Annotated in this window: 20 protein-coding genes and 1 pseudogene; 11 read left to right on the forward strand and 10 right to left on the reverse strand. The window is 40.0% G+C overall.

All coding sequences use genetic code 11. The features are described from left to right. Positions 1 to 413 precede the first annotated feature (413 nt). From ACQKL0_RS01665 to ACQKL0_RS01680, 4 genes and pseudogenes are all read left to right on the forward strand, one after another. The gene (locus ACQKL0_RS01665) at positions 414 to 1,958 is read left to right on the forward strand and encodes a right-handed parallel beta-helix repeat-containing protein (RefSeq protein ID WP_427685880.1); all 1,545 of its coding nucleotides are present in this window, start codon (positions 414 to 416) and stop codon (positions 1,956 to 1,958) included. Positions 1,959 to 2,294: 336 nt separating this feature from the next. Next, positions 2,295 to 3,179, forward strand: coding sequence for a UTP--glucose-1-phosphate uridylyltransferase GalU (galU, locus tag ACQKL0_RS01670; protein ID WP_427685882.1), 885 nt, complete (start codon positions 2,295 to 2,297; stop codon positions 3,177 to 3,179). A 524-nt stretch (positions 3,180 to 3,703) separates the two neighbouring features. Further along, a complete protein-coding gene (locus tag ACQKL0_RS01675; protein WP_427685884.1) occupies positions 3,704 to 4,165 on the forward strand; it encodes a hypothetical protein in 462 nt (153 codons plus the stop codon). 69 nt (positions 4,166 to 4,234) lie between these two features. Further along, positions 4,235 to 4,654: pseudogene (locus tag ACQKL0_RS01680) on the forward strand (transposase). Between the two features lie 88 nt (positions 4,655 to 4,742). On the opposite strand, the gene ACQKL0_RS01685 reads toward ACQKL0_RS01680, so the two are convergent. Then, entirely contained in the window at positions 4,743 to 5,624 is an 882-nt protein-coding gene (locus ACQKL0_RS01685; RefSeq protein WP_427685885.1) for an accessory Sec system S-layer assembly protein, read from the reverse strand. Beyond that, positions 5,624 to 8,008 carry an accessory Sec system translocase SecA2 gene (gene secA2, locus ACQKL0_RS01690; protein ID WP_427685887.1) on the reverse strand — a complete coding sequence of 795 codons (2,385 nt, stop codon included), beginning with the start codon at positions 8,006 to 8,008 and terminating at the stop codon, positions 5,624 to 5,626. The genes ACQKL0_RS01685 and secA2 overlap by 1 nt, the downstream gene beginning before the upstream one ends. A 241-nt stretch (positions 8,009 to 8,249) precedes the next feature. Here secA2 and ACQKL0_RS01695 point away from each other — a divergent pair, with 241 nt between their 5' ends. Further along, positions 8,250 to 8,906: an NlpC/P60 family protein gene (locus tag ACQKL0_RS01695; protein WP_427685888.1), complete on the forward strand. Its 657-nt coding sequence runs from the start codon at positions 8,250 to 8,252 to the stop codon at positions 8,904 to 8,906. Here ACQKL0_RS01695 and ACQKL0_RS01700 read toward each other — a convergent pair. After that, a complete protein-coding gene (locus ACQKL0_RS01700) occupies positions 8,867 to 10,657 on the reverse strand; it encodes an IS1182 family transposase (protein WP_427686046.1) in 1,791 nt (596 codons plus the stop codon). The genes ACQKL0_RS01695 and ACQKL0_RS01700 overlap by 40 nt on opposite strands. A gap of 587 nt (positions 10,658 to 11,244) precedes the next feature. On the opposite strand from ACQKL0_RS01700, the gene ACQKL0_RS01705 reads away from it, so the two are divergent. The 3 genes from ACQKL0_RS01705 (at position 11,245) to ACQKL0_RS01715 (ending at position 16,956) form a co-directional block, all read left to right on the forward strand. Further along, positions 11,245 to 14,754 (forward strand): YhgE/Pip family protein, encoded by a 3,510-nt coding sequence (locus ACQKL0_RS01705; protein ID WP_427685890.1) that lies wholly within the window; start codon positions 11,245 to 11,247, stop codon positions 14,752 to 14,754. Between the two features lie 92 nt (positions 14,755 to 14,846). Then, positions 14,847 to 16,265 carry an alkaline phosphatase gene (locus ACQKL0_RS01710; protein ID WP_427685891.1) on the forward strand — a complete coding sequence of 473 codons (1,419 nt, stop codon included), beginning with the start codon at positions 14,847 to 14,849 and terminating at the stop codon, positions 16,263 to 16,265. Between the two features lie 115 nt (positions 16,266 to 16,380). Then, positions 16,381 to 16,956, forward strand: coding sequence for an undecaprenyl-diphosphatase (locus tag ACQKL0_RS01715; RefSeq protein ID WP_427685893.1), 576 nt, complete (start codon positions 16,381 to 16,383; stop codon positions 16,954 to 16,956). Between the two features lie 49 nt (positions 16,957 to 17,005). Here ACQKL0_RS01715 and ACQKL0_RS01720 read toward each other — a convergent pair whose 3' ends face one another. Together ACQKL0_RS01720 and ACQKL0_RS01725 are read right to left on the reverse strand one after the other, a co-directional pair. After that, positions 17,006 to 18,220 (reverse strand): right-handed parallel beta-helix repeat-containing protein, encoded by a 1,215-nt coding sequence (locus ACQKL0_RS01720; protein ID WP_427685895.1) that lies wholly within the window; start codon positions 18,218 to 18,220, stop codon positions 17,006 to 17,008. Positions 18,221 to 18,407: 187 nt separating this feature from the next. After that, positions 18,408 to 18,560, reverse strand: a complete 153-nt coding sequence (locus ACQKL0_RS01725) for an SH3 domain-containing protein (protein WP_427686048.1) — start codon at positions 18,558 to 18,560, stop codon at positions 18,408 to 18,410. Here ACQKL0_RS01725 and ACQKL0_RS01730 point away from each other — a divergent pair. Then, positions 18,493 to 18,690, forward strand: coding sequence for a hypothetical protein (locus ACQKL0_RS01730; RefSeq protein WP_427686059.1), 198 nt, complete (start codon positions 18,493 to 18,495; stop codon positions 18,688 to 18,690). The two genes, ACQKL0_RS01725 and ACQKL0_RS01730, sit on opposite strands and share 68 nt — an antisense overlap. A gap of 95 nt (positions 18,691 to 18,785) precedes the next feature. On the opposite strand, the gene ACQKL0_RS01735 is transcribed toward ACQKL0_RS01730, so the two are convergent. Both ACQKL0_RS01735 and ACQKL0_RS01740 read right to left on the reverse strand, forming a co-directional pair. After that, positions 18,786 to 20,798: a penicillin-binding transpeptidase domain-containing protein gene (locus ACQKL0_RS01735; protein ID WP_427685897.1), complete on the reverse strand. Its 2,013-nt coding sequence runs from the start codon at positions 20,796 to 20,798 to the stop codon at positions 18,786 to 18,788. Between the two features lie 152 nt (positions 20,799 to 20,950). Next, complete coding sequence (locus ACQKL0_RS01740; protein ID WP_427685899.1) at positions 20,951 to 22,390, reverse strand: hypothetical protein; 1,440 nt, start codon at positions 22,388 to 22,390, stop codon at positions 20,951 to 20,953. 223 nt (positions 22,391 to 22,613) lie between these two features. Here ACQKL0_RS01740 and ACQKL0_RS01745 point away from each other — a divergent pair, with 223 nt between their 5' ends. Continuing rightward, positions 22,614 to 22,760, forward strand: coding sequence for a hypothetical protein (locus ACQKL0_RS01745; RefSeq protein ID WP_402954797.1), 147 nt, complete (start codon positions 22,614 to 22,616; stop codon positions 22,758 to 22,760). Positions 22,761 to 22,791: 31 nt separating this feature from the next. On the opposite strand, the gene ACQKL0_RS01750 is transcribed toward ACQKL0_RS01745, so the two are convergent. Together ACQKL0_RS01750 and ACQKL0_RS01755 are read right to left on the reverse strand one after the other, a co-directional pair. Next, positions 22,792 to 23,124, reverse strand: a complete 333-nt coding sequence (locus ACQKL0_RS01750; RefSeq protein WP_402870447.1) for a hypothetical protein — start codon at positions 23,122 to 23,124, stop codon at positions 22,792 to 22,794. A 218-nt stretch (positions 23,125 to 23,342) separates the two neighbouring features. After that, positions 23,343 to 23,471 (reverse strand): hypothetical protein, encoded by a 129-nt coding sequence (locus tag ACQKL0_RS01755; protein WP_427685901.1) that lies wholly within the window; start codon positions 23,469 to 23,471, stop codon positions 23,343 to 23,345. 196 nt (positions 23,472 to 23,667) lie between these two features. On the opposite strand from ACQKL0_RS01755, the gene ACQKL0_RS01760 reads away from it, so the two are divergent. Beyond that, complete coding sequence (locus ACQKL0_RS01760; RefSeq protein WP_427685903.1) at positions 23,668 to 24,561, forward strand: helix-turn-helix domain-containing protein; 894 nt, start codon at positions 23,668 to 23,670, stop codon at positions 24,559 to 24,561. A gap of 200 nt (positions 24,562 to 24,761) precedes the next feature. On the opposite strand, the gene ACQKL0_RS01765 is transcribed toward ACQKL0_RS01760, so the two are convergent. Further along, on the reverse strand, positions 24,762 to 25,310 hold the full coding sequence (locus ACQKL0_RS01765; protein ID WP_427685905.1) for an REP-associated tyrosine transposase: 549 nt from the start codon (positions 25,308 to 25,310) through the stop codon (positions 24,762 to 24,764). Positions 25,311 to 25,440: the final 130 nt, after the last annotated feature.

The raw sequence follows: 25,440 nt of genomic DNA on the forward strand, positions 1-25,440 counted from the left end.
TATTAAAAATAGTCTCTAAACTTATAAGTTTTGATAAAATTCGTAAGAGACTCATATGCTGGGAATATATTAAAAGGGTTGCTTTTTTCATAAGCCAATATCCAATTGTATAATGTTATCTTGAAATAATCTTATATAATATTCATATATTTTTTACAATAACCTAATATTTTGAACAAAATTGAGTATATCATACCAACAAGTTACAAACCATAAGGATTTTTTGTTTGTAGTTGCGTAAAGATGGATAATAGTTGAAGATATAATGGAGAACCATATATCTCCGTTTATTACATTATTCATAAAAACTTAATTAATGGCTTGGTCTCTATTCGTAATAAAAATAGTTAAAAAATAAGTGTTATAGCTGATAAGTAACTATCAAACTACAAACAGAAGGAAATATATTACATATGAAAAAAACACAAAGTGTAATAACCAAACAAATAAAAGTAACGGTTATCATCATCTTTTTTATTTTGGCCTTTTCTATAATTCTCGAAGGAATAAAATCTTTGAAAGATAATGAGTCTAATTCTGTCTTCAATGTACAAGAATTGGGTGCAAAAGGGGATCGTATTAATAACGATACGAAAGTAATTCAAGAAACCTTAGACTTGGCTAAGACAAGTAAAACGCCGATTAAGGTTTTCATTCCTAAAGGAACATATAAACTTACAAATACGTTGCGTATATATAAAAATACTCATTTAGTTCTAGAAAATAGTGCTGTGCTATTGCGTAGTCATGACAATACAATTATGGTCAATGGTGATGCTGGGGCTATGTACACGGATTATAATGGACATGGCAATATTACAATAGAGGGTGGGATCTGGGATGGCAATATCACAAACTACCCAGACCCGTTCAATGCTATTGGAATTGCAAGAGGCAAAAATATTACCATAAGAAATATAGAAGTTAGAGATATAGCCAGTGATCATGCAATTGATATAAACGCTTCCGAAAATGTTGTAATAGAAAATAGCGAATTTTTGGGATTTAAGGATACAACCCCTGACCACTCCCGCTTTTATTCAGAAGCTATCCAAGTTTCTGAGCACACTAAATTAGGTTTTAGTCAATATGGAGAGTATGATGGAACACCTTCCAAAAATGTCACAATTCGCAACTGTTACTTTGGTGCTAGTGGAACTGAGGGGACATCTGCTTGGCCAGTAGGAATTGGAAACCATGGTTCTGTCCACAACAAATTCAGCACGGATATTAAGATACACGATAACATATTTAAAGGAATGACCTTCGTAGCGATTCGTAACTTTAAATGGAAAGATACTTCCATCGAAAACAATACCTTTTTAGATGGTAACAGAGGGATAGCTCTTTCTAACCCTAATGGAAAAGGGGAATCTTCGAAAACATCAAATGGTATTCAAACTGGACTACCACAATCAGGTAGTCATACGTTGATATCGAAAAACATATTTGAAAATACTCGTAGAGAGAATATATATGGTGAGGGTTGGCCTAGCCATTCAAATATTGCAAAAATAGAGTTCGTTATTATATCTGATAACGTCTTTAATCATCAACTTGGTGGTAATCAAAGGCCTAACATTTATCTTAAGTGGGTAGATGATGTATATATTTCAAACAATAGGATCTCCAATTCCTATCTCGGAATATATTTGGGGTTTGCTAGTAATGTAACGATTAATGAAAATACGTTGGAAAATATTGCAACCGACGGATTATTAGTAGACGAACCTGATAAAAACTATCAACATAAAGGATATACAAATAATATTGAAGTAACGCAAAATAATCTCTCGAATTTTGGTAGAATGGGGCTATTAGTTCAATACACAAAAGGATTTACTATCAAAGAGAATAAAATTACAACTAGCCCTGAGAAAAATAGTATTTATGTGGATGATTTATCCATTAATGGTGAAATTTCCAAGAATACGATTATTACAGATGTGAATCAATAATATATAATAGTAAATGTCACGTAAGTAAGAAGAAGGGAAAAATGCATTTTTCTCGAAAGGTCTCAATAATTCAAATTACTTTGAGACTGTAGCCTATATATGAATGGATAACATACCTGTTTCCAGCAAAAAGATATATAAAATTAAAGGATCTTATGTTAATGTTAAAAAATTACAAAAATGCAACTTGATTATAACATGAAAATTACTTATTATAGCATAGTAGGTCAAATAGACTAATAAATAGATATCTAATAAAAAACTCATTAATTCATGTATTTTTTATTAGATTTTTGTTGTGTCCATAGATAAATAAAATAATCGGGGGAGTTAAATTTGAAAAAAGTAAAAAAAGCAATAATTCCAGCAGCAGGATTAGGTACTAGATTTTTACCAGCTACGAAAGCTATGCCGAAGGAAATGTTACCCATTGTAGATAAACCAACAATTCAATACATTATTGAAGAAGCAGTGGCCTCAGGAATCGAAGATATTATAATTGTTACGGGTAAAGGGAAACGCGCAATAGAAGACCACTTTGATAATGCTCCAGAACTTGAACGGAACTTACTAGAAAAAGGGAAATTAGACCTTCTAGATAAAGTACGTTATCCTTCGGATCTTGCGAATATTCACTATATACGACAAAAAGAGCCAAAAGGATTAGGTCATGCTGTTTGGTGTGCACGTAACTTCATTGGAGACGAACCATTTGCCGTGCTTTTAGGTGATGATATTGTTCAAAGTGATACTCCATGTGTAAGTCAATTGATTAATCAATATGAGCAAACAGGCTCTTCCATTATAGGAGTACAAAAAGTACCAAACAATGAAACACATCGATATGGGGTTATTGATCCTTCTACTATAGAAGGTAGACGTTATCAAGTGAGTAATTTTGTTGAAAAGCCAAAGCAAGGGACTGCACCATCTAATTTAGCAATAATGGGACGTTATGTCTTAACACCTGAAATATTTGAGTTCTTGGAAAACCAAGAAACAGGTGCCGGTGGGGAAATACAATTGACAGACGCTATTCAAAGTTTGAATGAGATCCAAAGGGTCTACGCCTATAATTTCGAAGGAAATAGGTTTGATGTCGGTGAGAAATTAGGGTTTGTAAAAACTACAATTGAGTTTGCATTGCAACACGATGAGTTGCGTAGTGACGTTCTTAAAATTATGGGAGAATTGCTTAAGAAAGAAATGATTCATAATTAATTGTTTCGAAAGCAGCTTAATCACCCCAAGTTTTATACTTCTATTTTAAAACAAAAAAGAGTAGGCAAAGTCGATTCTCGTCGGGTGTGTCTCTCTTTTTTTGCCAATGCAAGATTTTTATGTTTACACGAAAGTGATATATGGATGATAAATGTGCTCGTGACTGTCACAAACAGAAAACAACCTTTCCTGATAATAAGAGATTATGAGCGTTTTATGATGTGAAACGAGAAAACCCTTTTAAGATTAGCCGTGATAGCATGTGCAAACATACTCTTAAAAGGGTTTTATGATATTAACAAACAAAAATATTTTGAAAATATTGTAGATCAATATCTTGGTCATCTGTATATGTAATCCCCTTGGGGCTAACAGCCTTAACATTAGTATTCTGTAAAAGTCTTTTTGCTCATTGTGATGTATCTCCAATCCTATCTTTTCTTTATACAAATAAAAGCACCCTACAGAGAGACTTTTTTAAAGTATTTACTCTATAGGGTACATTTTAAATAGAAAAAGCATTAGTGAAGAAAGTTGAAAAAGAAACCAATGACATCCAGCTTGAAGAAGATGTCCAGGTACGAAAAGAAAAGCGACGGGAACTCAGTCCTGTTAAATTGAAATTAGTGCGCGAAGACTTAGGTCCACGATTGGTGAAATACAAACAACAAAACGCTCTATTTGGCGATCGAAATAGTTACTCGAAAACCGATACGGATGCGGCATTCATACGAATGAAAGATGATCATATGAATAACAGACAACTAAAACCTGGTTATAATATTCAATGGCAACGGAAAATCAATTCATTCTTTTTTATACGATACATCAATGCCCAACTGATACGCGTCGTTTCAAGACACATTTTTAGAGGCACTGAAGAATACATCGCTACCATTCCCGAAAAAACATCATCGCAGACCGGCTATGGCAGTGAAGAAAACTATCTCTACTCTTTGGAAGAATTCCTTACAATACTTTTTTAACGAAACAAAAACGGAGCTATAAAAAAGATATTCGTCATGCGAATAACTGGGCATATTATGAACAAAAGGATGAATACACCTGCCCAAATAACCGTAAGGTTTTATTTAAGCGTTACTCGACCCGTACGGATAAAAATGGGTTTACACCGTGACTTTAAAATTTATGAATGTGAGGATTGTAAGGATTGTCCATTAAAATTGCAATGTACAAAGGCGGCAGGAAATCGCCAAGTGCATGTTAATCCAGTTTATGAAGAACTAAAAGCGAAAGCAAAAGTGAACCTTTGGTCTGAATCGAATGCACAAATTTACGCTTGACGAAAAATCGGGGTAGAGAGTGTTTTTGGTCATATCAAGGGCAATAGGTCGTTCCGTCGCTTTTCGCTTCGTGGCTTAGCGAAAGTCCAAACGGAGTTTGGCATCGTAGCCATGGCACATAATTTACCGAAGATAGCTGGCTTGCGTCAGACTTTCAGTAAATTATTATAAAAATAGAAAAACAGGTGAAGAAAAACGATTCTTTTTTCTTCACCTGTTTTTATTTTAGGGACTTATTAGATAGCCCCTTTTCAGGATCTTATATAGAACTAAGCGGATATACTTTCCAACGTGACAAATCAGGGTTTTTCTTTTTCACGAGTTCTCCTGGAAAAATAAATGTCCAGGGCTTACTTGTATTTGATTTCACTTCAAAGTTATCAAGGGAAAAACCACCTTGGCAAACTTGATCTCCATCCGCATCCTCGACAATCAATGGCAGTTTTTCAATCTTAATTTGCTTATCACTACCATTCCGAATTAAAACCGTCACGGCTAATTGATCATTCTCCTTGAACGTGGCTTCTAGTCCCATGAAGTTCACTTCGCCTTGGTTAAGCTTGGGTAACCCGGCAACAAGTTGTTGCAGATTCTGCTGTTGAGCATCCGAAAGCTGCTCTCTCCATGTTGGTGCCAAATCCAATGTATGTTCTTGAGGAGCCTGATTTTTCAGTTCAAAAGCTATCTTCCAGCCGTTATCCAGAATGGGGGCTAAGGTATCCTCTTCTTCAAATAAGAAGCTCCATGGCATACAGGAAACAGCAGGGATTTCACCCATCTCCGATAAATCAAATGACTTCTTCGCCAGAGCCTGCCCGTTTTCATCCAATAATAATAAATCCACTACTTCAAAGCGGATCGCTTTATCTAATGTATTACGGATGAAGGCCATAACCACTACTTCCTCTTCAAACCTTGATAATTTAACTCCTGAAATGGAAATTTGATTTGGTTTTAATGATGGCAATTGTTGATGGTGGAACTGGTAAACATATTTTTCTTGCTTGGATAAATTAGAGTCTTCATGAAAAACCAAGGTAGTATAGATTGCATCTTCTGCATTTGAGACAGACTCTTCCGCTGTTGCTGTTTCGATTTTGACTTTTTCTTTTGCTTTTCCACTTTTACTAAACAGACCCATTATTCATCTTCCCCCTTCTCATCAAGTTCTTCTTGATCCCTTTGGCTTTTTACATACTCCATAAAATGGACACTGATGCCTGACTCGATTTGACTTATAAGTTGTTCGAACTGTATTAGTGCTTCTTTTTCGAATAACATATAAGGGTCTTGTTGACCATACCCACTTAACCCTATGCCCTCCTTCACTCTATTCATTTCGTCTAAATGACTCATCCAGTTCGTATCAATTTGTTTCAACATATAGGCACGTAACCGGCTTCCCCACTCAGCATCCTCTTGTAAAGTCAATAACATAGTTTCCATTTCTTTGAATGCAGACAGTGCCTTTGCTTCTACTTCAGAACGGGTAAGACCTTGCAAATCGTCCTCTTTCCAATCCAACGATAAGTAGACAAGGGACAGCTCTTCAATGAAAGCCTTCGAATTCGGTTCTTCCATATATTCAGGGTAATACTTCGCCACGCGCTTACGGATGTAACTTTCGATATATTCAAGGAGAATCGTAAACATTTGATCCGTTTCCATATCCAGAATCCGATCTCTCATCGAATAGATAATTTTACTTTGCTCATTTAATGCATGTTCCAATTTCAACAAATGATTACGGCTAGACTGATGTGTTTGCTCAATCGTCTCCTGAACCATTTTCACAAATTTTTCTGGAGCAGGACTTATGACCAAACCGGTTTCATCTGTTTTAACTTTCTTTACGTACCGCTCAATTTCTTCTTCCTCATAGTAGACAAACAAATCGTCCTCTAAAGAAATGATAAATTGTGTAGAGCCCGGGTCACCTTGCCGACCCGAACGACCACGTAGCTGCATATCAATACGATTGCTTTCATGCCGCTCCGTACCGATAATATGAAGCCCGCCCAATTCCTTAACATCTTCATCCAGCAAAATGTCGGTACCTCTTCCAGCCATGTTCGTCGCTAACATCACTTGACCCTTTTGTCCGGCCTTGGCGATGATTTCCGCCTCGCCTTTTTCCGTCTTCGCATTCAGGATCTGATGTTGGATTTTTTCTTTCTTCAAGTGAATGGATAACGTTTCCGATTGCTCAATGGAAGTCGTCCCAATCAAAATTGGCCTTCCTTCTTTATGAATACGTGTTACTTCTGAAATGATTTTTTTGATTTTACTTACTTCATCTTTAAAGATTAAATCTGGTTTATCCTGTCGTTGAATGGGTCTATTTGTTGGAATTTCAATAACAGGCAGATGATAGGTTTCCCAAAACTCCTTTTTTGAAGGCATGGCACTTCCCGTCATCCCTGAAAGCGAATGATATAAACGAAAATAATTTTGGATGGTAATTGTAGCCTGTGTTTCATTCTCTTCAGAAATCTCCAAGCCTTCTTTTGCTTCAATGGCCTGATGGAGACCTTCACTAAAACTTCGGCCTTCCATCACCCTGCCAGTAAATTTATCAATCAAGGATATCTGTCCATCCTTGACGATATAATCGACGTCCAATTTCATAATGGCATGTGCTTTAAGCGCTTGCGTCACATTATGCAGTAGCTCTTGATGATCTATATCATATAAGTTATTTACTCCGAATGCCTTTTCAATCTTGGATGCGCCTTGATCTGTTAAAAAGGTAGCCCTTGTTTCGTTAGCCACCTCAAAATCCTCATCCTCTTTAAACGACTTCATAATCTGAGCAGTAATATGAAACAGCTCAGTTCCATCACTTGATTTACTTGCAATGATTAACGGGGTCCTTGCTTCATCAACCAGGATGCTGTCAATCTCATCGACAATGGCAAATCGATGACCTTTTTGCACTTTCTCTTCTTTTCGAAAAACCATATTATCCCGAAGGTAGTCGAAACCGAATTCTGTACCCGTCCCATAGGTAATGTCCGCAGCATAGGCCTCCTGTTTTTCAGAAGGAGACATTTGTGAAATATTCAAGCCGACTGTCAGACCCAAAAATTCATGCACCTGCCCCATCAAATCCTTATCCCGGCTGGCGAGATACTCATTTGCCGTGATAATATGGACGCCTTTACCTTCCAAGGCATGTAAATAACTCGGCAAGGTTGCAACAAGAGTTTTCCCTTCCCCCGTATTCATTTGAGCGATTGCACCCTCATTCAAGACAAACCCACCTACGAGCTGAACATCATAGTGCCGTAGACCCAATACACGTTTCGATGCTTCCCGCACTACGGCAAAAGCCTCAGCTTGAAGATCCATTAACGTTTTACCAGAAGCTAGCAAACTTCTAAACGTATCTTTCATACCTCTTAATTCATGATCCGTATATTTTTCAAACTTTCCCTCTAGTTGGTTCACATTATCTACAAGCTTATAAATTCGCTTTAAGTCTTTAGAACTCTCATTAAATATCTTTTTCATACCAGTTAACACAGGGTTTTCTCTCCTATAAAATCAATTGAATGCACTATAGAAATTATATCATATATAGTTATATACTGGAGTTTTAGCAAAGATTACCTTTATGAAATAATTAATAGAATTAAAGGTTGAATTATCACTTTTTTATGCATAAATTGACTTTTGTAACAGAAACGTAATGTAAAATGTCGTTTATTGTAATAAGACTATAATACTATGTAGGAACCAATATTTGTTTCAGGAGGAAAATTCATTGAAAAAGTTATTTAGTAGTCTAGCCGTCGCTGCCGTCTTATTGCTTTCACCTCTACAGCATCAAGCATCTGCTAATATTGGTGACCAAACGTTAAAACCGAAAATGAAACATTCCGACGTACGCCAACTTCAAAAACTTCTAAAGTTTAAAGGTTACTATAAACCATCAGGCTCCTACTCAAATAATTATAATGAATCTACTACAAAGGCAGTAAAAGCTTTTCAAAAAGACCACAAGTTAAAGAAAAATGGGATATCCAACCGATCCACCTTTAATGCCTTGGGCGTATACAACATAGATAATGACAAATTAATAGAAAAAGCTAAGAAATATATGGGGGTACCATATAGCTGGGGCGGAACCTCTCCCAAAGGTTTCGATTGTTCTGGCTTCATCTACTATGTCTTTGAAAAGTCACAAGATGTCGTCTTGCCACGTACAGCTGCAGATTTGTATTCAAAAGTTGGTTTGAAAACATCTGAACCTGAACCAGGTGATCTTGTCTTCTTTAAAAATGGCAAACGTGTTTCGCATGTTGGAATATACATAGGTGATAATCAATTCATCCATTCAGCCACTTCAAGAGGAGTTAGCATCTCAAGCATGGACAACTCCTACTGGAAGCCGAAATATATCGGGTCGAAAACCCTATAAAAAAAGAAGGGGCTGTCTAATAAGTCCCTAAAATAAAACAGGTGGAGAAAAACGATTCGTTTTTCTTCACCTGTTTTTCTATTTTTATAATAATTTACTGAAAGTAGCTGACGCAATCCAGCTATCTTCAGTAAATTATGTGCCATGGCTACGATGCCAAACTCCGTTTGGACTTTCGCTAAGCCCCGAAGCGAAAAGCGACGGAACGACCTATTGCCCTTGATATGACCAAAAACACTCTCTACCTCGATTTTTCGTCGAGCGTAAATTTGTGCATTCGATTCAGACCAAAGGTTCACTTTTGCTTTCGCTTTTATTTCTTCATAAACTGGATTAACATGCACTTGACGATTTCCTGTCGCCTTTGTACATTGCGATTTTAATGGGCAATCCGTACAATCCTCACATTCATAAATTTTAAAGTCACGTGTGAATCCATTTTTATCCGTACGAGTCGAGTAACGCTTAAATAAAACCTTACGGTTATTTGGACAAGTGTATTCATCCTTTTGTTCATCATATGTCCAGTTACTCACATGACGAATATCTTTTTTATAGCTCCGTTTTTGTTCCGTTAAAAAAGTATTGTAAGGAATCAAAGCTTCAAATTCTTCTTCCAAAGAGTAGAGGTAGTTTTCTTCACTGCCATAGCCGGCATCTGCGATGACGTTTTTCGGGAATGGTAGCGATGTATTCTTCAGTGCTTCTATATGCGGCTTAAAACACCGTGTATCAGTAGGGCGTTGATGGATCGTATAAAAAAGAATGAATTGATTTTCCGTTGCCATTTGAATATTATAACCAGGTTTTAGTTGTCCGTTATTCATATGATCATCTTTCATTCGCATAAATGTCGCATCCGTATCCGTTTTTGAATAACTATTTCGATCGCCAAATAGAGCGTTTTGTTGTTTATATCTAACTAATCGTGGACCTAAGTCTTCGCGTACTAATTTCAATAGTTTCTTTACCGGACTGAGTTCCCGTCGTTTTTCTTTTCGTACCTGGACATCTTCTTCAAATTGGATGCCATTCGTTTCTTTTTCCACTTTTTTCACTAACGCCTTTTCTATTTGAGTTAATTTTTCCTCTGCAGTTAAAGAGGATGTTCCTTCTTGAGCTGACAGTTCATGACCTTCTTCATCTGTAATGGTCTGAATCTGTTGGTACGTTTCTTCAATTTTTTCTTGTAGCTTCGCCTCAAATTTGGTCGTCGCCTTTTTCCACACAAATGAATACTTATTTGCGCTTGCTTCAATCTTTGTTCCGTCTAGGAAGTAATTCTCCATAGTGATATGCTTTTCTTCTATTAGTTGATGGATCATTTTTTCAAAAAGCTTCGGAAGGAGCTTTTCCATTTGTTGTGTACGAAATCGATTAATCGTTCGATAATCCGGTTTCTGCAAGGCAGCCAGCCACATGGTTGGGATATTTTCTTCAACCAGTTTGGCGATTTCACGACAAGAATAGACCTTTTGAGAATAGGCATACAAAATGACTTTCGTCATCATTTTAGGATGGTAAGAGCTACGTCCGCCACCATTATAGTGCTCGAAAAAGACTTTATCTTCTACTGATTCAATCATTTGATCAATTACACGCGCTACGTGGTGAGCCGGAACGAGATCCTGAATATCAAAAATCACAGTGGTTTGTTGGTTATCATAGGGAATAAAAGTAGGCGTGGAATTTCGTTTTTGAGGAACAGTAGTTTCCTCTTGAATGGTGAGTGGTAGTTTAGTTTGTTCCATGTTATAATTTTCTGTAGTGATCTTTTGATTGCTCATAAAAAATCGTCGTTTCTTAAATGTTGTGTGGTAACTTCATTTTACTAAAAAGGGCGATTTTTTTGTGTATAAATTTCATAAAAAAGGGGGTTGCCCTAAAAGTCATATTACTGACTTTTGGGACAGCCCCTTCTTTTTTCAGTAGTATCTTTTTCATCTCTGTACTAAATGTTTCCGACTTTCTTCACATTTTACAATTCGACAAATTAACATTTTGTGCGATTTCGTAAAAATACTTATTGTTTTTTTAGAATTATTATTCCAGTTTTAAGGATAAGAATCTTAATTACTTAATTGTTTAAAAATGAATGAATAACCATTCATCTACCTTACTCTTAAAGAAATTGAAATTGAAATCCTACTTTAGGATCTTTTATTTGTCCAAATAATTACTATTTCATGAAACTTTTATCCTAAAAATCTAAAAAAACTCATAAAATAGTTGTCATTAATAAGAAGGAATTGGAATAAATAGTCAGAATATACTTATAAAAGTTGATTGGACGGCTCCCAATCAACTTTTATAAAATTTTATAGGTAGGGGGTTATGTATGAAAGATTCAGGATTTCAGTTTGGTGGCTCCCAAAATAGGACGGGATGGATTATTGCCATCATTGCTGTCTTATTAATCCCATTCATCTATGCAGCAATCATTCTAACTGCAAAATGGGGGCCATATGACAATTTATCCAAATTACCTGTCGCTGTCGTCAATAAGGATGTAGGTGGCACTTCAGGCGGGAAGCCCATTAATGTCGGCAATGATTTAGTGGCTGAGTTGCGGTCTGGCGATACCCTCGGATGGGAATTCGTTGATGAAAAGACCGCTAAAAAAGGGTTAGAGAATACCGATTACTACATGGTCATTGAAATTCCGGAAAATTTCTCACAAAATGTAACAACGGTCTTGGATGCAAATCCGGTAAAACCCGAACTGATCTATACTCAGAATGAAGGGTTGCACTTCATGGCCGCCCAAGTAACCAAAAGTGCTACAGAACGTATCCGTGAAAGCTTGGCTGATAAGGTGACCGCCACTTATACAACGAGCTTGCTCAATCAACTGGGTGATATTGAAAACGGTTTCATAGATGGGGCGAATGGTTCTCAAAAAATCAATGATGGAGCCGGAGAACTGAAAAATGGTACCGCTCAAATCCTTGATTCCTTGAAACAAAAGGCACCAGACATCGCAAAGCTTGCAAGTGGAGCGACAGAATTAAAAGCTGGAACGAGCGTGATGTATAGCTCTCTTTCTGGTAAACAGGGAGACATCGGCAAATTAGCGGATGGAGCCAAACAAGTAGACAATGGAGCTCAGACCTTAAATGGAGGGGCTAGAAAATTAGATGCTGGTGCCCAACAATTGAATACTGGGGCCAATACACTTAACAGCGGCGCCAATCAAGTCAATTCAGGGGCACAGGCTCTTAATGGCGGCGTCAATCAAGTCAATGATGGAGCACAAACCCTTAATGGTGGTGCCAATCAACTAAATACAGGTGCACAGGCTCTTAATAGTGGCGCCAATCAAGTCAACTCAGGCGCTCAAGCTCTTAATGGTGGCGTCAATCAAGTCAATGATGGGGCACAAACCGTTAATGGCGGCGCCAATCAACTAAATACAGGTGCACAGGCCCTTAATAGTGGTGCCAATCAAGTCAACTCAGGCGCTCAAGAAGTTAATGGAGGTGCCAATCAACTGAATACGGGAGCTCAAGCTCTTAATAGTGGCGCTAATCAAGTCAACTCAGGCGCTCAAGCTCTTAATGGTGGCGTCAATCAAGTTCATACAGGCGCCCAGGCCCTTAATGGCGGTGCCAACCAAGTCAATTCAGGGGCTCAAGCTCTTAACGGCGGCGCTAATCAAGTAAACGATGGAGCCCAAAAATTAAATGAAGGAGCCAGTTCGGTATACGCTGGTGCTACTTCATTGCAGGGCGGGGTAAGCCAAGTGAACGATGGAGCCCAAAAATTGAATAGTGGTACAAAAGAATTAGCCACGGGTGCCACTACTTTACAAGATGGTGCCAAGCAAGTATTAGATGGTTTAACAAGTGCCGAGACAGGAAGTAATACGTTGAAAGCCGGCATTGCCACACTTGCTGAAGGCAGCAAAGGGCTTTCCACAGGTGCTGAAGGCGTGAACTCTGCGGTGAAACAATTATCTCCAGCCGCTAGTAGTGTAGCAACAGGCTTGGCCCAACTTGCTGAGCAAGTACCTGAACTTAAGGCAAGTCCGGACTTCCAAAAGCTATTAGCAGGAAGTCAACAGGTCGCCGGCGGATTGGGGCAATTAGCCGACCAAACGCCTGGTTTAGTATCGGGAGCTTCTCAAATCAAAGGAGGTCTAGCCGATGCTTCAACAGGTGCCAACACTTTAGAAGCTGGGTTAAATACCTTAGTAGCAGGACAAAAACAAGTGTACGCAGGAACACAGAACTTAGCTAAAGGTGCAGGTGACCTTTCCGCCGGAGCTAGTCAACTCGTAACAGGAACTGGTTCATTGGCAGAAGGTACGAATACACTTGCCGCCGGTACTGCAGCTCTGGCAACCGGCAGTAAAGATTTGGTTGCCGGGACTGGATCACTCGCTTCTGGAAGCAAAGATCTTGTGGCGGGAACGACTACGCTTGCCAATGGAAGTAAAGATCTTGTAACGGGAACAGGTACCCTCGCTCAAGGTAGTAAGGACCTTGTCGTCGGTACAGATTCACTTGCCAAAGGCAGTCAAGACCTTGCTACTGGCGCAGGTACGCTTGCTAATGGCACGAAGACCCTTGCAGCCGGAACAAGTACACTTGCTAGTGGCAGTAAAGACCTTGCGGCTGGCGCAGGTACGCTTGCTAATGGCACGAAGACCCTCGCTGCCGGAACAAGTACGCTTGCCAAAGGTAGTAAAGACCTTGCAGCCGGAACAGGTTCACTTGCCAAAGGTAGTAAAGACCTTGCAGCCGGTGCAGGCACGCTTGCTAATGGTACGAAGACTCTTGCTGCTGGAACAAGTACACTTGCCAAAGGCAGTAAAGATCTTGCAGCCGGAACGGGAACACTTGCTAATGGCGCGAAGACTCTCGCCGCTGGAACGGGTACGCTCGCTAACGGCACGAAGACTCTCTCTGCTGGTGCTGGTACGCTTGCCGCTGGAACGGGCACGCTTGCTGCAGGTAACCAAACCGTGAAAGCGGGATGGAACGACCTTACAATTGGTGCAAACAAACTGGATAACGGAATGACGCAAGTGAGTGACGGCACGAAAACCGTGAAAACAGGTTGGGGCACTTTATCCGATGGTGTCCAACAAGTAGACGGTGGTGTCGGACAAATCAAAGATGGCAGTAAGACATTGACAACCGGCTTATCTGGCGGTGCTGATAAATTAAGTGCCATTAACAAGGATGAAAAGAACATTGCCATGTTTGCGGCACCAGTGGAATTGAGTGGAAAGTCCATCAATACATTCCCTGGATACCGTTATGCGAATGCTCCATATATCCTTTCGTTAGCATTATTCGTAGGTGTTTTGGTCATGGCTTGTCTCTTCAACTTACAATTGCCAGCGGTGACAGAGGGCTCCGCATTTAGATGGTACGCGATCCAATTCAGGAACATGGCAGTGCTTGCGATAGCCCAGGCGCTTATAGCATCTGTTTTCGCTTCCTTCTATTTAAAATCAACCTTTACAAATGGGATCATGTTAATCTTATTCTCGGTATTCATCAGCTTAACTTTCTTGGCCATCGTGTTCTTCCTAGTGGCTTTAGCTGGAAATATCGGGCGCTTCATCGCTTTTGCATTCTTGGTTTTACAGCTATCCACAACAGGTTCAAGCTTACCAGTTCATATGCTTCCAGAAGGATTGCAAACACTAAGTCAATTCCTACCACTTACGTATTCGATTAACGGCTTTAAATCAATCATCACTCTTAATAATTATGATTTATTCTGGTCAAGCGTCAGCGTTCTTGCCATATTCCTTGTCTTGTTCGCTGCCCTTTCCCTGGCTGTTATTTGGTTCAAGTCCGGTAGAAATTCAGAACGTGCAGATGTTGCCGCATAAAAGTTTTTACCTTCCTGATATTCAGGAAGGTTTTTTTTATGGATCTCTACTAATAATAGAAAGAAAGACATACATCTAATGGAGGATTCCACATGACTAAAAAAACAAGAAGCATTCCACTATTCATACGCCCGTATGATCTAGCATTCCTATCCCTCCTCATTTTCCTGGCCTACCCGATTCATGGACAAGCTCAAAAGCCTCCCAAAAATGTAATTCTGCTCATTGGCGATGGCATGGGTGTAGGAGCCATCGAAATTGCCCGCCAATTCGAATATGGTAAATCCGGGGTGCTTCATATGGAAAAGTTAGAACATGTCGCCCTGATGCGTACCTACTCCACTAATCATTATGTGACCGATTCAGCAGCCGGAGGGTCAGCCATCGCCACTGGCGTCAAGACCAATAACGAATCAATCGGGGTTGACCCGACCGGAGTGGAGGTCGACAGCATTCTTGATGCCTTTCAAGCACATGGAAAAAAAGTCGGGCTCATTTCCACTAATATGGTCGTCGATGCCACCCCTGCCGCTTTCGGTGCCAGCGTAAAGAACCGCTGGACAGGTGGTTCCCAGATTGCCCGGCAGCTCTTTGATCACCGGATAGATGTCATTCTTGGCGGAGGCGCTTCCTATTTCGAAGAGGAAAGGCAAAATGGCGTCAATCTGATTTCCAAATTCAAAGAAGCCGGTTATTCGTTTACTGCAAATAAGGAAGAACTTGCTTCCGTTCAACACCCTAAAAAACTGCTGGGGCTCTTCCACCCTACCTATATGAACTTCAAGCTGGATCGAGAAGTGGTCCACTCGCAGGAGCCCACACTCTCGGAAATGACGGCTAAAGCCCTTGATGTCTTATCTCAAAGTGATAACGGATTCTTTTTAATGGCGGAAGGGGCACGTATCGATTCAATGGAACATGCCGCAGACTTTACGGGAATTTGGAGGGAAACGATTGAATTGGACCAGACGGTAAAGAAGGCTGTGGAATGGGCTAAACAAAGGGAGGATACCTTGATTATCGTGTTGGCTGACCATGAAACGATGGGAATCTCCGCATCGGAAACGATGGACGTTGACGCATTGAAAAAGATCAAAGTATCTACTCAGTATATGGCCAAACAGCTTACCTTTGATAAAGACAATAAAATCGAGCCAAACAGCGTCATTGCTGTATTCAAGAACCATGCCCATATCTCCCTTACACCTGAAGAAGCTCAACAGTTCATTGATCATGTAAAAAGCAATAGAACGCTTGTCTACCCGCAGCATAGCATCGATTGGGAAATTGGCAGTACTATCGCCAAACATTATAAAGCTGGAGTAGCAGACAGAAGTATACGTGCAGCTAGTTCAACGGGAGGGCACACCGCCAATATGGTACCTGTCTTTGCAACCGGACCTGGAAGCGAGGCATTCGACGGCGTACTCGACAATACGGACATCTCACAAATCATTGCGAAAGTGGCCCGAGTACCCTTTACCCCAGGCCAACAAGTATCCCAAAACTAGGGCTGACACATAGTCATCCCTAGTTTTTTTATATTTCATGCTTTTAGCCAAAAAGGAATGGACATGTATTATAATGATTCATATATCAAGTTTACATAGAAAGGAAAAGACCATTTTGGAATTGAATATCACGTTATTTAGGATGATTAATGATTTAGGCAAAGAGCATGATTTCCTGAATCCTCTGTTCATATTTTTCGCAGAATACTCACTATACTTCTTAGCCATGGCCATTTTGATTTTCTTTTTTTCAAGAAACGGAAGAAATCGGGTCATGGTCGTTTGTGCAGGGCTTACTTTCATTCTTGCCGAGATAGTCGGCAAGTTAGTGAGCAAGCTTCATACGAATTACCAACCATTTGCCGTATTGGATGATGTAAATAAATTGATAGAGAAAGATATCAATAACTCTTTCCCTAGTGATCACACCATCCTCTTCTTTTCCTTTTGTATGACCTTCTGGTTATTCAGTAAGAGCCGATACCGTTTTCTATGGTTGGTCGTAGCCGTACTAGTCGCTCTTTCCCGGGTAGGAGTAGGTGTCCATTATCCTGCTGATATCACGGTCGGCGCATTGATTAGCATGGTCGTATCATTTATCGTTTACAAGACCGTGCCTCCCTTGGCGATAACAAAACGCCTGTTTCATTCACAAGCAAGCATAGAACGAACCAAATCAGGAGGATTGTAATCACCAAAAAAACCGCCAGTTCCCTTCACTGGCGATTTTTTTATAAGGTCTATTTGGTTACAAGGAAAATCCTTTCGGTGCGTAAAAGGAATTCATTATACTGGTAATTGATCCGGATAAATATTTCTGCTGTGTCTTTCGCTCTATTGTTCGTAAGGTCTAGTTTATTTTGAGTACTTAACTCATTATACGTCACCCCATACTTCGAACCGGGCCCCGAATTCTTCCAGGCCATCAACTGGACGGTCCTCCCTACCTTTTGAAACGTATTATTCTTAATGGTTGGATTGATCGCCCCACTGACTAAAATACCTCGGGTGTCCTCCTTGCCATTTTCCACATTCTTGATGGTATTATCCCTAATCTGGGCATTCGACCAATTCATCACGCGAATCGCATCGCTACGCGTTTTCTCAATTTTATTGTTTTGAATCACTACTTTATCATGGTATTTGGATTCGGAATATTTATGGGTTCCCACCGCACGATCCAGGTTCTTGAATGTATTGTGTTCAATGGTCACGTTCTTATTGGCCGTTTTATCAAACTTACTCCAAGTTTGGCTCCAGCCTTGTGTGCTTTTGTCAGGTGTATCAAGGTTGATGGCTTCTTTATTTACATTCTCGGAAGCCTTTGAATCCATGAACGTATTTTTACGGACGATGACATGATCCGAGGCATCCATCTCAATAAAGTGGCCGGAATACATATTCTTGAATTGGATATTCTCGACTTTGACGTTTTTGTTATGCCCCATGATGATGGCGATTCCATCTTTTATATACTTCATGTCGACCGTTACATGACCCTCCCCAATAAATGATATATTCTTCTCACCATCATGTTTACCATATACCCCCTTCTTGGGGGATTTTGATGGCCTTATCAACTGGAACATGGATTTGGCCGCAACGAACTGGCTCGTACCCGTTTTGCTTCCTTTAACCAGCTTCACACCATCCTTCATCTTGATCGTCACATTCGAAGGAACATAAAGCGTATTACTGATCGTATATGTCCCTTTTTTCAGGACTAGCGTTCCGCCGCCCTTTTTCTCTAGCTGTTCAAGATAGGAACGCAATAAGTAATAATGCTTTGTATGCGTGTTATATGTAGAAAAATTCATCATCTTATTCTTATAGGTTTTACTGGCCGGCGATATGGTATAGGTCGGTTTGGAAGCCGCCACTGCCGAATGCCTGGGCAATCCTCCACTGATCAATAACATAACGGCGATACACAACAATCTAACTTTCTTCCTCATGATGCTAACTCCCCTTTTTATATGCTTTTCCCTAAAAATCCCTTTGAGTAACAAAGGGTTTTTTTAACACTTCACCTATACTATCATTTTTCTCGACGAATTAAGCATATGTGACCACTAATATTCCATTTAATTCTATAAAAACGAATAAAAAGACACCATCCAGTTTTATGAATGGTGTCACATCTTATGTTTTTTTTATATAGGCCTTGGAAACATACCCACTTTTGTTTCCTTGTTTCACCTTATACCAGTTCCCTTGTTGGGCTAGTATGGTAACATTTTGGTTTTTCTTAAGCTGGCCGACGACTTTAGAAGTTGTGCTCGTCTTCTCCCGCATGTTCAAAACCGTAGCTGTCACGTTTCTTGTTGTTTTCTTGACGGTGATTTTTGTAGAGACGGACTTCTTGTTATTACTTCCATCAATCGCGGTTTATTATTTAATTTATACACTCATTCAAAAACATTGATGAATTTCATAATACAACTGTTCAACGCAGAGCCTAAAAGTAATGGGTACTGGTCTTATTTAACTGAAGAGACTTATATTTTTAAAGCATTTGTGTCACTTCAAATATTTCTTCAGAACCGGCTTCATTTTATCACTTACCAAATGGCTGCCGCCTCGTCCTTTTACGTCTTCCATCATCCAGGCCATAATCAGCTCTGGGTCTTCAGTATCCATGGCAACTAACCAACCATTTTCGGTTCCGCTGGAATTCTTGGATGCTTTGGTCTCGGCTGTGCCTGTTTTCGTAGCCAGCTTCACGCCAAGATCGTTTAAGTCATGTGCGGTTCCTTTAGGATGCTCCACGACTTGTGTGAGCATCTTGGTGATCGTAGTTGCTTGATCTGCAGAAATGATGTTTTCTTTCAACGGTTTCTTTTCCGTTTTATCGCCTGTCACTAAGGAAGGGGCCATGATGTTTCCTTCATTTAAGAAAGCCGAGTAGGTCATTGCCAAGTGAAGGGTGCTCATTTGGACTTGGGCTTGCCCATAGCTAGCGTCAGCCAGGCGTCCTTCGCTATCGAGCTTTCCGATGCTTGATGCTTTAATCGGGTAGTCAAAGTTCAGGGATTCATCAAAGCCGAAGTCTTGGAGCCCTTTTGAGAATTTATCTTTGCCAAGCTTCAATGCTTGTTGGGCAAAGTAAATATTATCGGAATAGATGAGGGCCTTTTCCATATCGATCGGCACTCCAGGGTTGGAGACCCGTGTGATGGAATGGTCTTTCCAGTTCGATTTCGCCCATTTTGTTCCTTGAATGCTGAGTGCAGCTTTAGGGTCGATTCCATTTTTCAATTCAATCGCCGCAGTTAATGCTTTAATTGTCGATCCCGGTGCAAAGGTTGAACTGAACCGGTTCAGTAGCGGCTTGTCCGGGTCATCTTCTAATGCCTTCTGTTCCGCATTCGTGATGCCCAGTACATATTTGTTCGGATCAAAAGAAGGACTGGATACGAGCGCCAGTGTCTCGCCGGTATTCGGATCAAGTGCTGCCGCCGATCCCGCTTCGTTATCATATTGTTTGAAAATATCCTTTTGAAGCTCGGCATCGATTGTCAACGTGATCGTTTCACCTTCTTCAGCCGGTTTCTCGGCGATGATTTTTTCCTCGCCTTCTTCTGTCTTGATGAAGATCTTGCCGCCTGGTTTCCCTTTTAGACGTTCTTCTAGAATTTGCTCAAGGCCACGTTTTCCGATGACGTCATTCGCGGTGTACCCCTTGCCTTTTAATTTCTCCAGGTCTTCCGCCGACGCCTCTCCCACATAACCGATTAAATGCGCAGTGGCCTTTTTATAAGGATAGATCCGTTCCTCTGAACTGTTGGCAGAGACCCCTGGGATGCTTAACAGCTTATCCAAGGTTGCTGTCTCATCAGAAGAAATTTGCTTGATGGGCACGAAGTAACTAGGCTGTACCCACGATTGGTTCAATTTCTTTTCAACTTCATCCGTTGTCATGTTAAGAGTACCGGCCACCTGTTTGACGGTGGCTTTTTTGTCACCCATTTTCTCTGGTACGATTCCGATTTCCGAAACCGTTCCATTCATCGCCAGGCCACGTTCATTCCGGTCGACAATTTCGCCACGGATGGCCGGGTAGGACTCGACTGATATCTTTTCACCAGCTTTGAGATCCGGGAAGATATAGCTTTCATCCCATTTAATGTACCAATTTTCTTCCTTGTCTCTCTCTTCTTTGACAAGGGTCGCCTTATGGTCGGAACTGACAGCTCCCGCTAGCGTGTTCATGTCAACGGTATAAGCCAATTTCACCTTTTCATCATCTTTATGTTCTTTTGCTTCTTCTTCTTTTGGCTGAGTATAGCCCACCTTGATTTGGTTGGCTTCAATTCCTTTATAGATCTTTTTATATCGCTCTGCAAATTCATCTGCACTGACTTGTTTCTTCGTATCAGCTGACAGATAATCATACATCTTCGCAAAATCCTGTTTATTCCATAGTTTCGTATAGGCCGCAAAGCGTTCTTCTGGACTAGGTTCTTCCGAGCACCCCGCCAAAAACAATACACTCATCAACAAACAGCCGAAAACTAATGCTAATCTTTTCATAATCTCCTCCTAGTGAACAGTAAGAATGATATCTATAGTTTATCAAAGGTTGGGAGGAAAAGGGGAAATTTGTAATGACACTTTCCCTCTTTTTACTATTTAGGATCATGAACACAAACAAAAGTCCTGCGCATGTGCGCAGGACTTGATTTTTATAGCACTTTCTTTTTCCGGCTCTTTTGTTCTTGAAGCCATTTTTTCAAGAATAAGAAGCCCATGACAAAGGAAATGATCAGGCCGGATGATGTTACCAATACAGCCACCCATTCATAGAGTGTGTAATTCATATAATCTTCCAACGTCAATTTCTTTTGCCAATCCTCTATATACAGGTTCATCCCGAATATGCCGGAGATGACCGTATAGATGGTAAGGATTTGCAGCAGGTAATTACTGCTTTTCCCGGATAGCTTATCTTGGTTTTGGTACAAGTAGGAAAGCGTTTCTTTCACTTCTTGATAGAGCGGTTCGATCCTGAATACTTCTTTCGTCATTTTGAAGAGCTCTTTCCCTGTGAAGGTGCTGTTCACTTCAGCAAATAAGTACTTCGCCGAAAACTCGGTGATCATGAAGATTAACAATTCCGTATCCGACTGGTCTTTTTCCACATCGATTTGGGAATGGTCATGAGCCAGTTTCAACAGGACTATTTTATAATAGAAGTAAAGCAGCATGGAATAGAAGTGTTGCCCGTACATTTCACTCGCAAGTTGGTTCTCTAGCTTGCCTGTCGCTTTTGTGACACAGGCAAAATGCCCCTCGCTCGTGACATAATACGTTTCCTCCCCCCAACGATCGTACACCCTCTCCTTGTAATACTTGTCAATATAGTTCGGGTTCAGGGCGCCGACATAGGGTTCTCCATCATTATCATATCCATTTAACTGACTCGTTCGGTATAAATCCGATTTGGTAATTTCCCGATCCTTCGGGAGATTCGTATAACTGAGGACAAACATGCGTTCATCCACGAAGAAAGGCAAACTTCCGAAGTAGGATGTGTGGTCTTCTTCGTCATCAATATATTTCTCAGCAGGAGGGATTAACTCCTCAAAGATGAAATCTTTCACGTATCCATACTCATTATTCCTACAGCCGACCTTCATCTCGATTTCGTCTTCCGCAATGGGTTCGAGAATCCGGAACGTATCCGTGAAATAAAGGACATCATCATAAGGAAGGTTCTCAGGCAATGTAACCCGGATATTAATCATCCCTATATGAAACGGGCAAACATAGATATCAATGGAGTTGATTATAAAAGCCGTTTTTAAGAATGGCGAACGGAACGTACATCCCAGATCCATTTTCTTCGAGAAACGGCGTATGCCCTCTTTCTGTTTTGAACTGCTCGGAAACAAAATGGGGACAATATTCGGCATAAAGTATTGCTCCAAGTTACGATGGGAAACTTTATGATTGCCATAAAAATCGTCCTGCAGGTCCATATTATCCAGGTCCAAAAAGACAAAGTCATCCTTAAGCAAGCGTTTGACAAACCCTTCGATTTTATTTCCTTCTAGCATGAACGGAAAAATAAATTGTTGGAAGGAGCGCTTCGTACGGTCGTTTTTTTCATTACTCATAGCCATAATTTTTGCCTCCGCCTTGACCGGGGTTCTCCGGTTCTCATTCACGTGCTCTTATTCACTTACCCCAGTTCTATCAAACAAAAACGAAGCATAATATGGTAAGAAAACGGACAAGCTTTTATTTTCCACCCTCCCCTCCTTATTGACGGAAGGTAATTTCTGGTTTAAACAACCACAAAACGGGTACAAAATAATAAGAAGAATTTGGTAAGGGGGCGACAACGTGAAATCTGATACGAAAAAATACCATTTCGAGTTATTAGAACGGGTAAAACCTACGGAATCAAACGACCGGAAGCGGATGAGCGAATTCATAAAAAAAATGAAAAACAATGCACAAAACTCCCAATTAACAAGCAAAAACTCATGACATATGAGATGTCATGAGCTTCTTTACGTTCTTAATATGCAACTTTTTTCTGATGATCTTGCCCCACGCAATTTTGAATGCCAATTACGTCCAAAAAGTGTTGAATTTTTTTCATAGAGCTCGCCTGGTATTCATCCACGATGGAAAACTCTTTTATATAAGCGATTTTTTCTTGACTACTCGGGTCAAGGAGTTCATCTGTATCTATATCATCCTGGTTGTATTTTTTCTCATTTGATTTCTTGCATGTGTAAACCACAGCTTCCCCAACCTTCTTGGCAGCCCTATCAAAGTAAAAAGAAAATACAATGGCACATTCGTCATCATAAAAAGAGGGTTGAACTTTCATATTAATATCAATCATCATTCTTCCACCTCTCTCTGTTTTGTTACTCTTACTATAACAAACTTTCTACATGCATCCATGTGTTCATATAGCCCCTCACGTTTCTTCCACATCTTCCTATGCCCCCTTATATTGACAAATCATGGATAAATATAACTAAAGGCATATGCGTGAAAGAATATTTTAGATGAAGGCAAAAAAAAGACACCCCTACTAAGAGGTGTAAAAATTATAATTTATAGGGATTTGAATACTGAAGGTAATTCAAAAACACTTGGTAATTCCGATGGTGTGACACCGCCGACAACGACTACAGCAGCTACTAGAAGAAAGGATACCGCCATCCCTTTAAGACTTTTTTTCATGGGTAATTCCTCCTTATTTTCATAAAAAATATTGGATTTAATAGAAATAAATTCTATAGTTGTATTTAACCATAGTTTTATCAAATGCGTTTTCGTTGTGGTCATACACATTACATAAAGAAAATAAACCATTCTTATTTATTCTTCTATTTTTCACTATAAATATAACTCTAGGCATATTTTAAGGAGAGTTAACATGGATTTTTCAGCGGTTGGGAAGAAAATAAAAGAACTAAGAAAACAAATTGGTCTTTCACAAGAGGAACTTGCAGAAGGAATTTGCACGCAAGCACAGATTAGCAAAATTGAAAAAGGCGTGGTCTATCCCTATGCCACTACTCTATATTTAATTTCTAAAAGACTAGGGGTTGATGTCAATTACTTCTTCGACATCGGTATGACACCCCGCTTAGATTATGTACAGGAAGTTTCTCATCAATTAAAAATAGCTCGACGAACAATGAACTACCAAGAGATGAAGGAAATTGTAAAGGCAGAGGAAAATAACCCCCTATTCACGCAAAACAAGCAAAATCATCAATTGCTCGTGTGGCATAAAGGGATTTATGAGTATATGGTAAACCATGACATAGATAAAGCGATACAGTACCTAGAGGAAGCCATCTCTTTATCCGATATAACGGATAAGATGTATTCCGAACGGGAAATCGAATATTTGCTAAGTATGGGTGTGATCTATTTCGAAGAACGACTCTATGAAAAAGCTTTATGTACATACAAACTGGCTCTTACTCATATGAACCACTTGCCTTATTTAAATGATAAAACGATAAAGACCAGGCTTTTCTACAATTCCTCAAGGGTTTCCACCCGCTTAGAGGATTATGAAGCTTCCATTATATATTGTACAAAAGCAATCAAATGGTGCTTGGAGGAAGACCACCTATACCTTTTAGCTGAACTCCATTACCACCTGGGATATAACTACGAATTGCAAAATAACTATAAACAAGCGAAAAAATATATGGAACGAGCCCGCCTCATATTCGATTTACAAAAACAAAACCGTTTTGTCACCTTTATCGATGAGAAATTCAAAGTGTGGGAAGCTCTCGTAGAAACAAATTAACACCAAGCCATTCCCCATTCAGGGAATGGCTTTTCACATTCCGACCACAACATATTCCAAAACCTGTATACAACATTTCAAATTCCAAGCCCAAATGAAGTATAATAAAGAGATGACCTCGAAATGGTGCCGGGAAATGGGGTCTGACCCCTTACCGAATGTTCCATACCCCTTGACTGGCAAAGGTTTTTGGATTTTTGTTAAGTTTGGGAAATAGGGTCTGACCCCCGCATGACGTAGGTTTCATAGTTCTGTGGGGTTTGGAAGTAATGAAGGATTCGTGTGGGGTTGACGTGTTTGCTTGGTTTTCCTGTTTGGAAGACTTTGTAGCTGCTCCACTTATATTCGGCGGGGTTTTTGACGATATTGGCTTGTACAGGGTTTAAATGGATATAACGGCTCGTGGCAGTGAATTGCTCGATCGATTCGATTAAGACGGAATGGTAACGACCTTGGAAGAGGTGACCATCATGGTCATGCCGTTTATTGAAGGAGATGGCATAGCGGGAATTCAGCTTATGCATAATATCACTAATCGGGTGTTGTTTCGTTTCGAGGAGTAGATGCACGTGGTTCGTCATGAGGCAGTAGCTATGGAGTTCGAAGTAATACCTTTCTTTCGTTTCCTCTACATAACGCAGGTAACGAAGGCGATCCTTGTCGTCTAAAAAAATATCACTGCGGCGGTTGCCGCGGCTAGTAATATGGTACATCGCACCAGGGTACCATATCCTCGGTCTACGAGGCATGAACATCATCCTTTCCTATGCCGGGAAATAGGGTCTGACCCCCATCCGGTGTTGTTAAAGTACTGATAGATCAATGATAATACAAAAATATAATTTTGGGAAATGGGGTCTGACCCCTAAAGGTGACCCC

The organism is Peribacillus sp. NPDC097264 (assembly GCF_050277925.1).
Lineage (GTDB): Bacteria > Bacillota > Bacilli > Bacillales > DSM-1321 > Peribacillus.

Excerpts from the sequence above, each read along its gene's own strand:
- ACQKL0_RS01665 (WP_427685880.1), top strand. The coding sequence starts at position 414 with ATGAAAAAAACACAAAGTGTAATAACCAAACAAATAAAAGTAACGGTT.
- ACQKL0_RS01685 (WP_427685885.1), bottom strand. The coding sequence starts at position 5,624 with ATGGGTCTGTTTAGTAAAAGTGGAAAAGCAAAAGAAAAAGTCAAAATC.
- ACQKL0_RS01700 (WP_427686046.1), bottom strand. The coding sequence starts at position 10,657 with ATGGAACAAACTAAACTACCACTCACCATTCAAGAGGAAACTACTGTT.
- ACQKL0_RS01705 (WP_427685890.1), top strand. The coding sequence starts at position 11,245 with ATGAAAGATTCAGGATTTCAGTTTGGTGGCTCCCAAAATAGGACGGGA.
- ACQKL0_RS01710 (WP_427685891.1), top strand. The coding sequence starts at position 14,847 with ATGACTAAAAAAACAAGAAGCATTCCACTATTCATACGCCCGTATGAT.
- ACQKL0_RS01720 (WP_427685895.1), bottom strand. The coding sequence starts at position 18,220 with ATGAGGAAGAAAGTTAGATTGTTGTGTATCGCCGTTATGTTATTGATC.
- ACQKL0_RS01730 (WP_427686059.1), top strand. The coding sequence starts at position 18,493 with ATGGTAACATTTTGGTTTTTCTTAAGCTGGCCGACGACTTTAGAAGTT.
- ACQKL0_RS01725 (WP_427686048.1), bottom strand. The coding sequence starts at position 18,560 with ATGCGGGAGAAGACGAGCACAACTTCTAAAGTCGTCGGCCAGCTTAAG.
- ACQKL0_RS01735 (WP_427685897.1), bottom strand. The coding sequence starts at position 20,798 with ATGAAAAGATTAGCATTAGTTTTCGGCTGTTTGTTGATGAGTGTATTG.
- ACQKL0_RS01740 (WP_427685899.1), bottom strand. The coding sequence starts at position 22,390 with ATGGCTATGAGTAATGAAAAAAACGACCGTACGAAGCGCTCCTTCCAA.
- ACQKL0_RS01750 (WP_402870447.1), bottom strand. The coding sequence starts at position 23,124 with ATGATTGATATTAATATGAAAGTTCAACCCTCTTTTTATGATGACGAA.
- ACQKL0_RS01755 (WP_427685901.1), bottom strand. The coding sequence starts at position 23,471 with ATGAAAAAAAGTCTTAAAGGGATGGCGGTATCCTTTCTTCTAGTAGCT.
- ACQKL0_RS01760 (WP_427685903.1), top strand. The coding sequence starts at position 23,668 with ATGGATTTTTCAGCGGTTGGGAAGAAAATAAAAGAACTAAGAAAACAA.
- ACQKL0_RS01765 (WP_427685905.1), bottom strand. The coding sequence starts at position 25,310 with ATGCCTCGTAGACCGAGGATATGGTACCCTGGTGCGATGTACCATATT.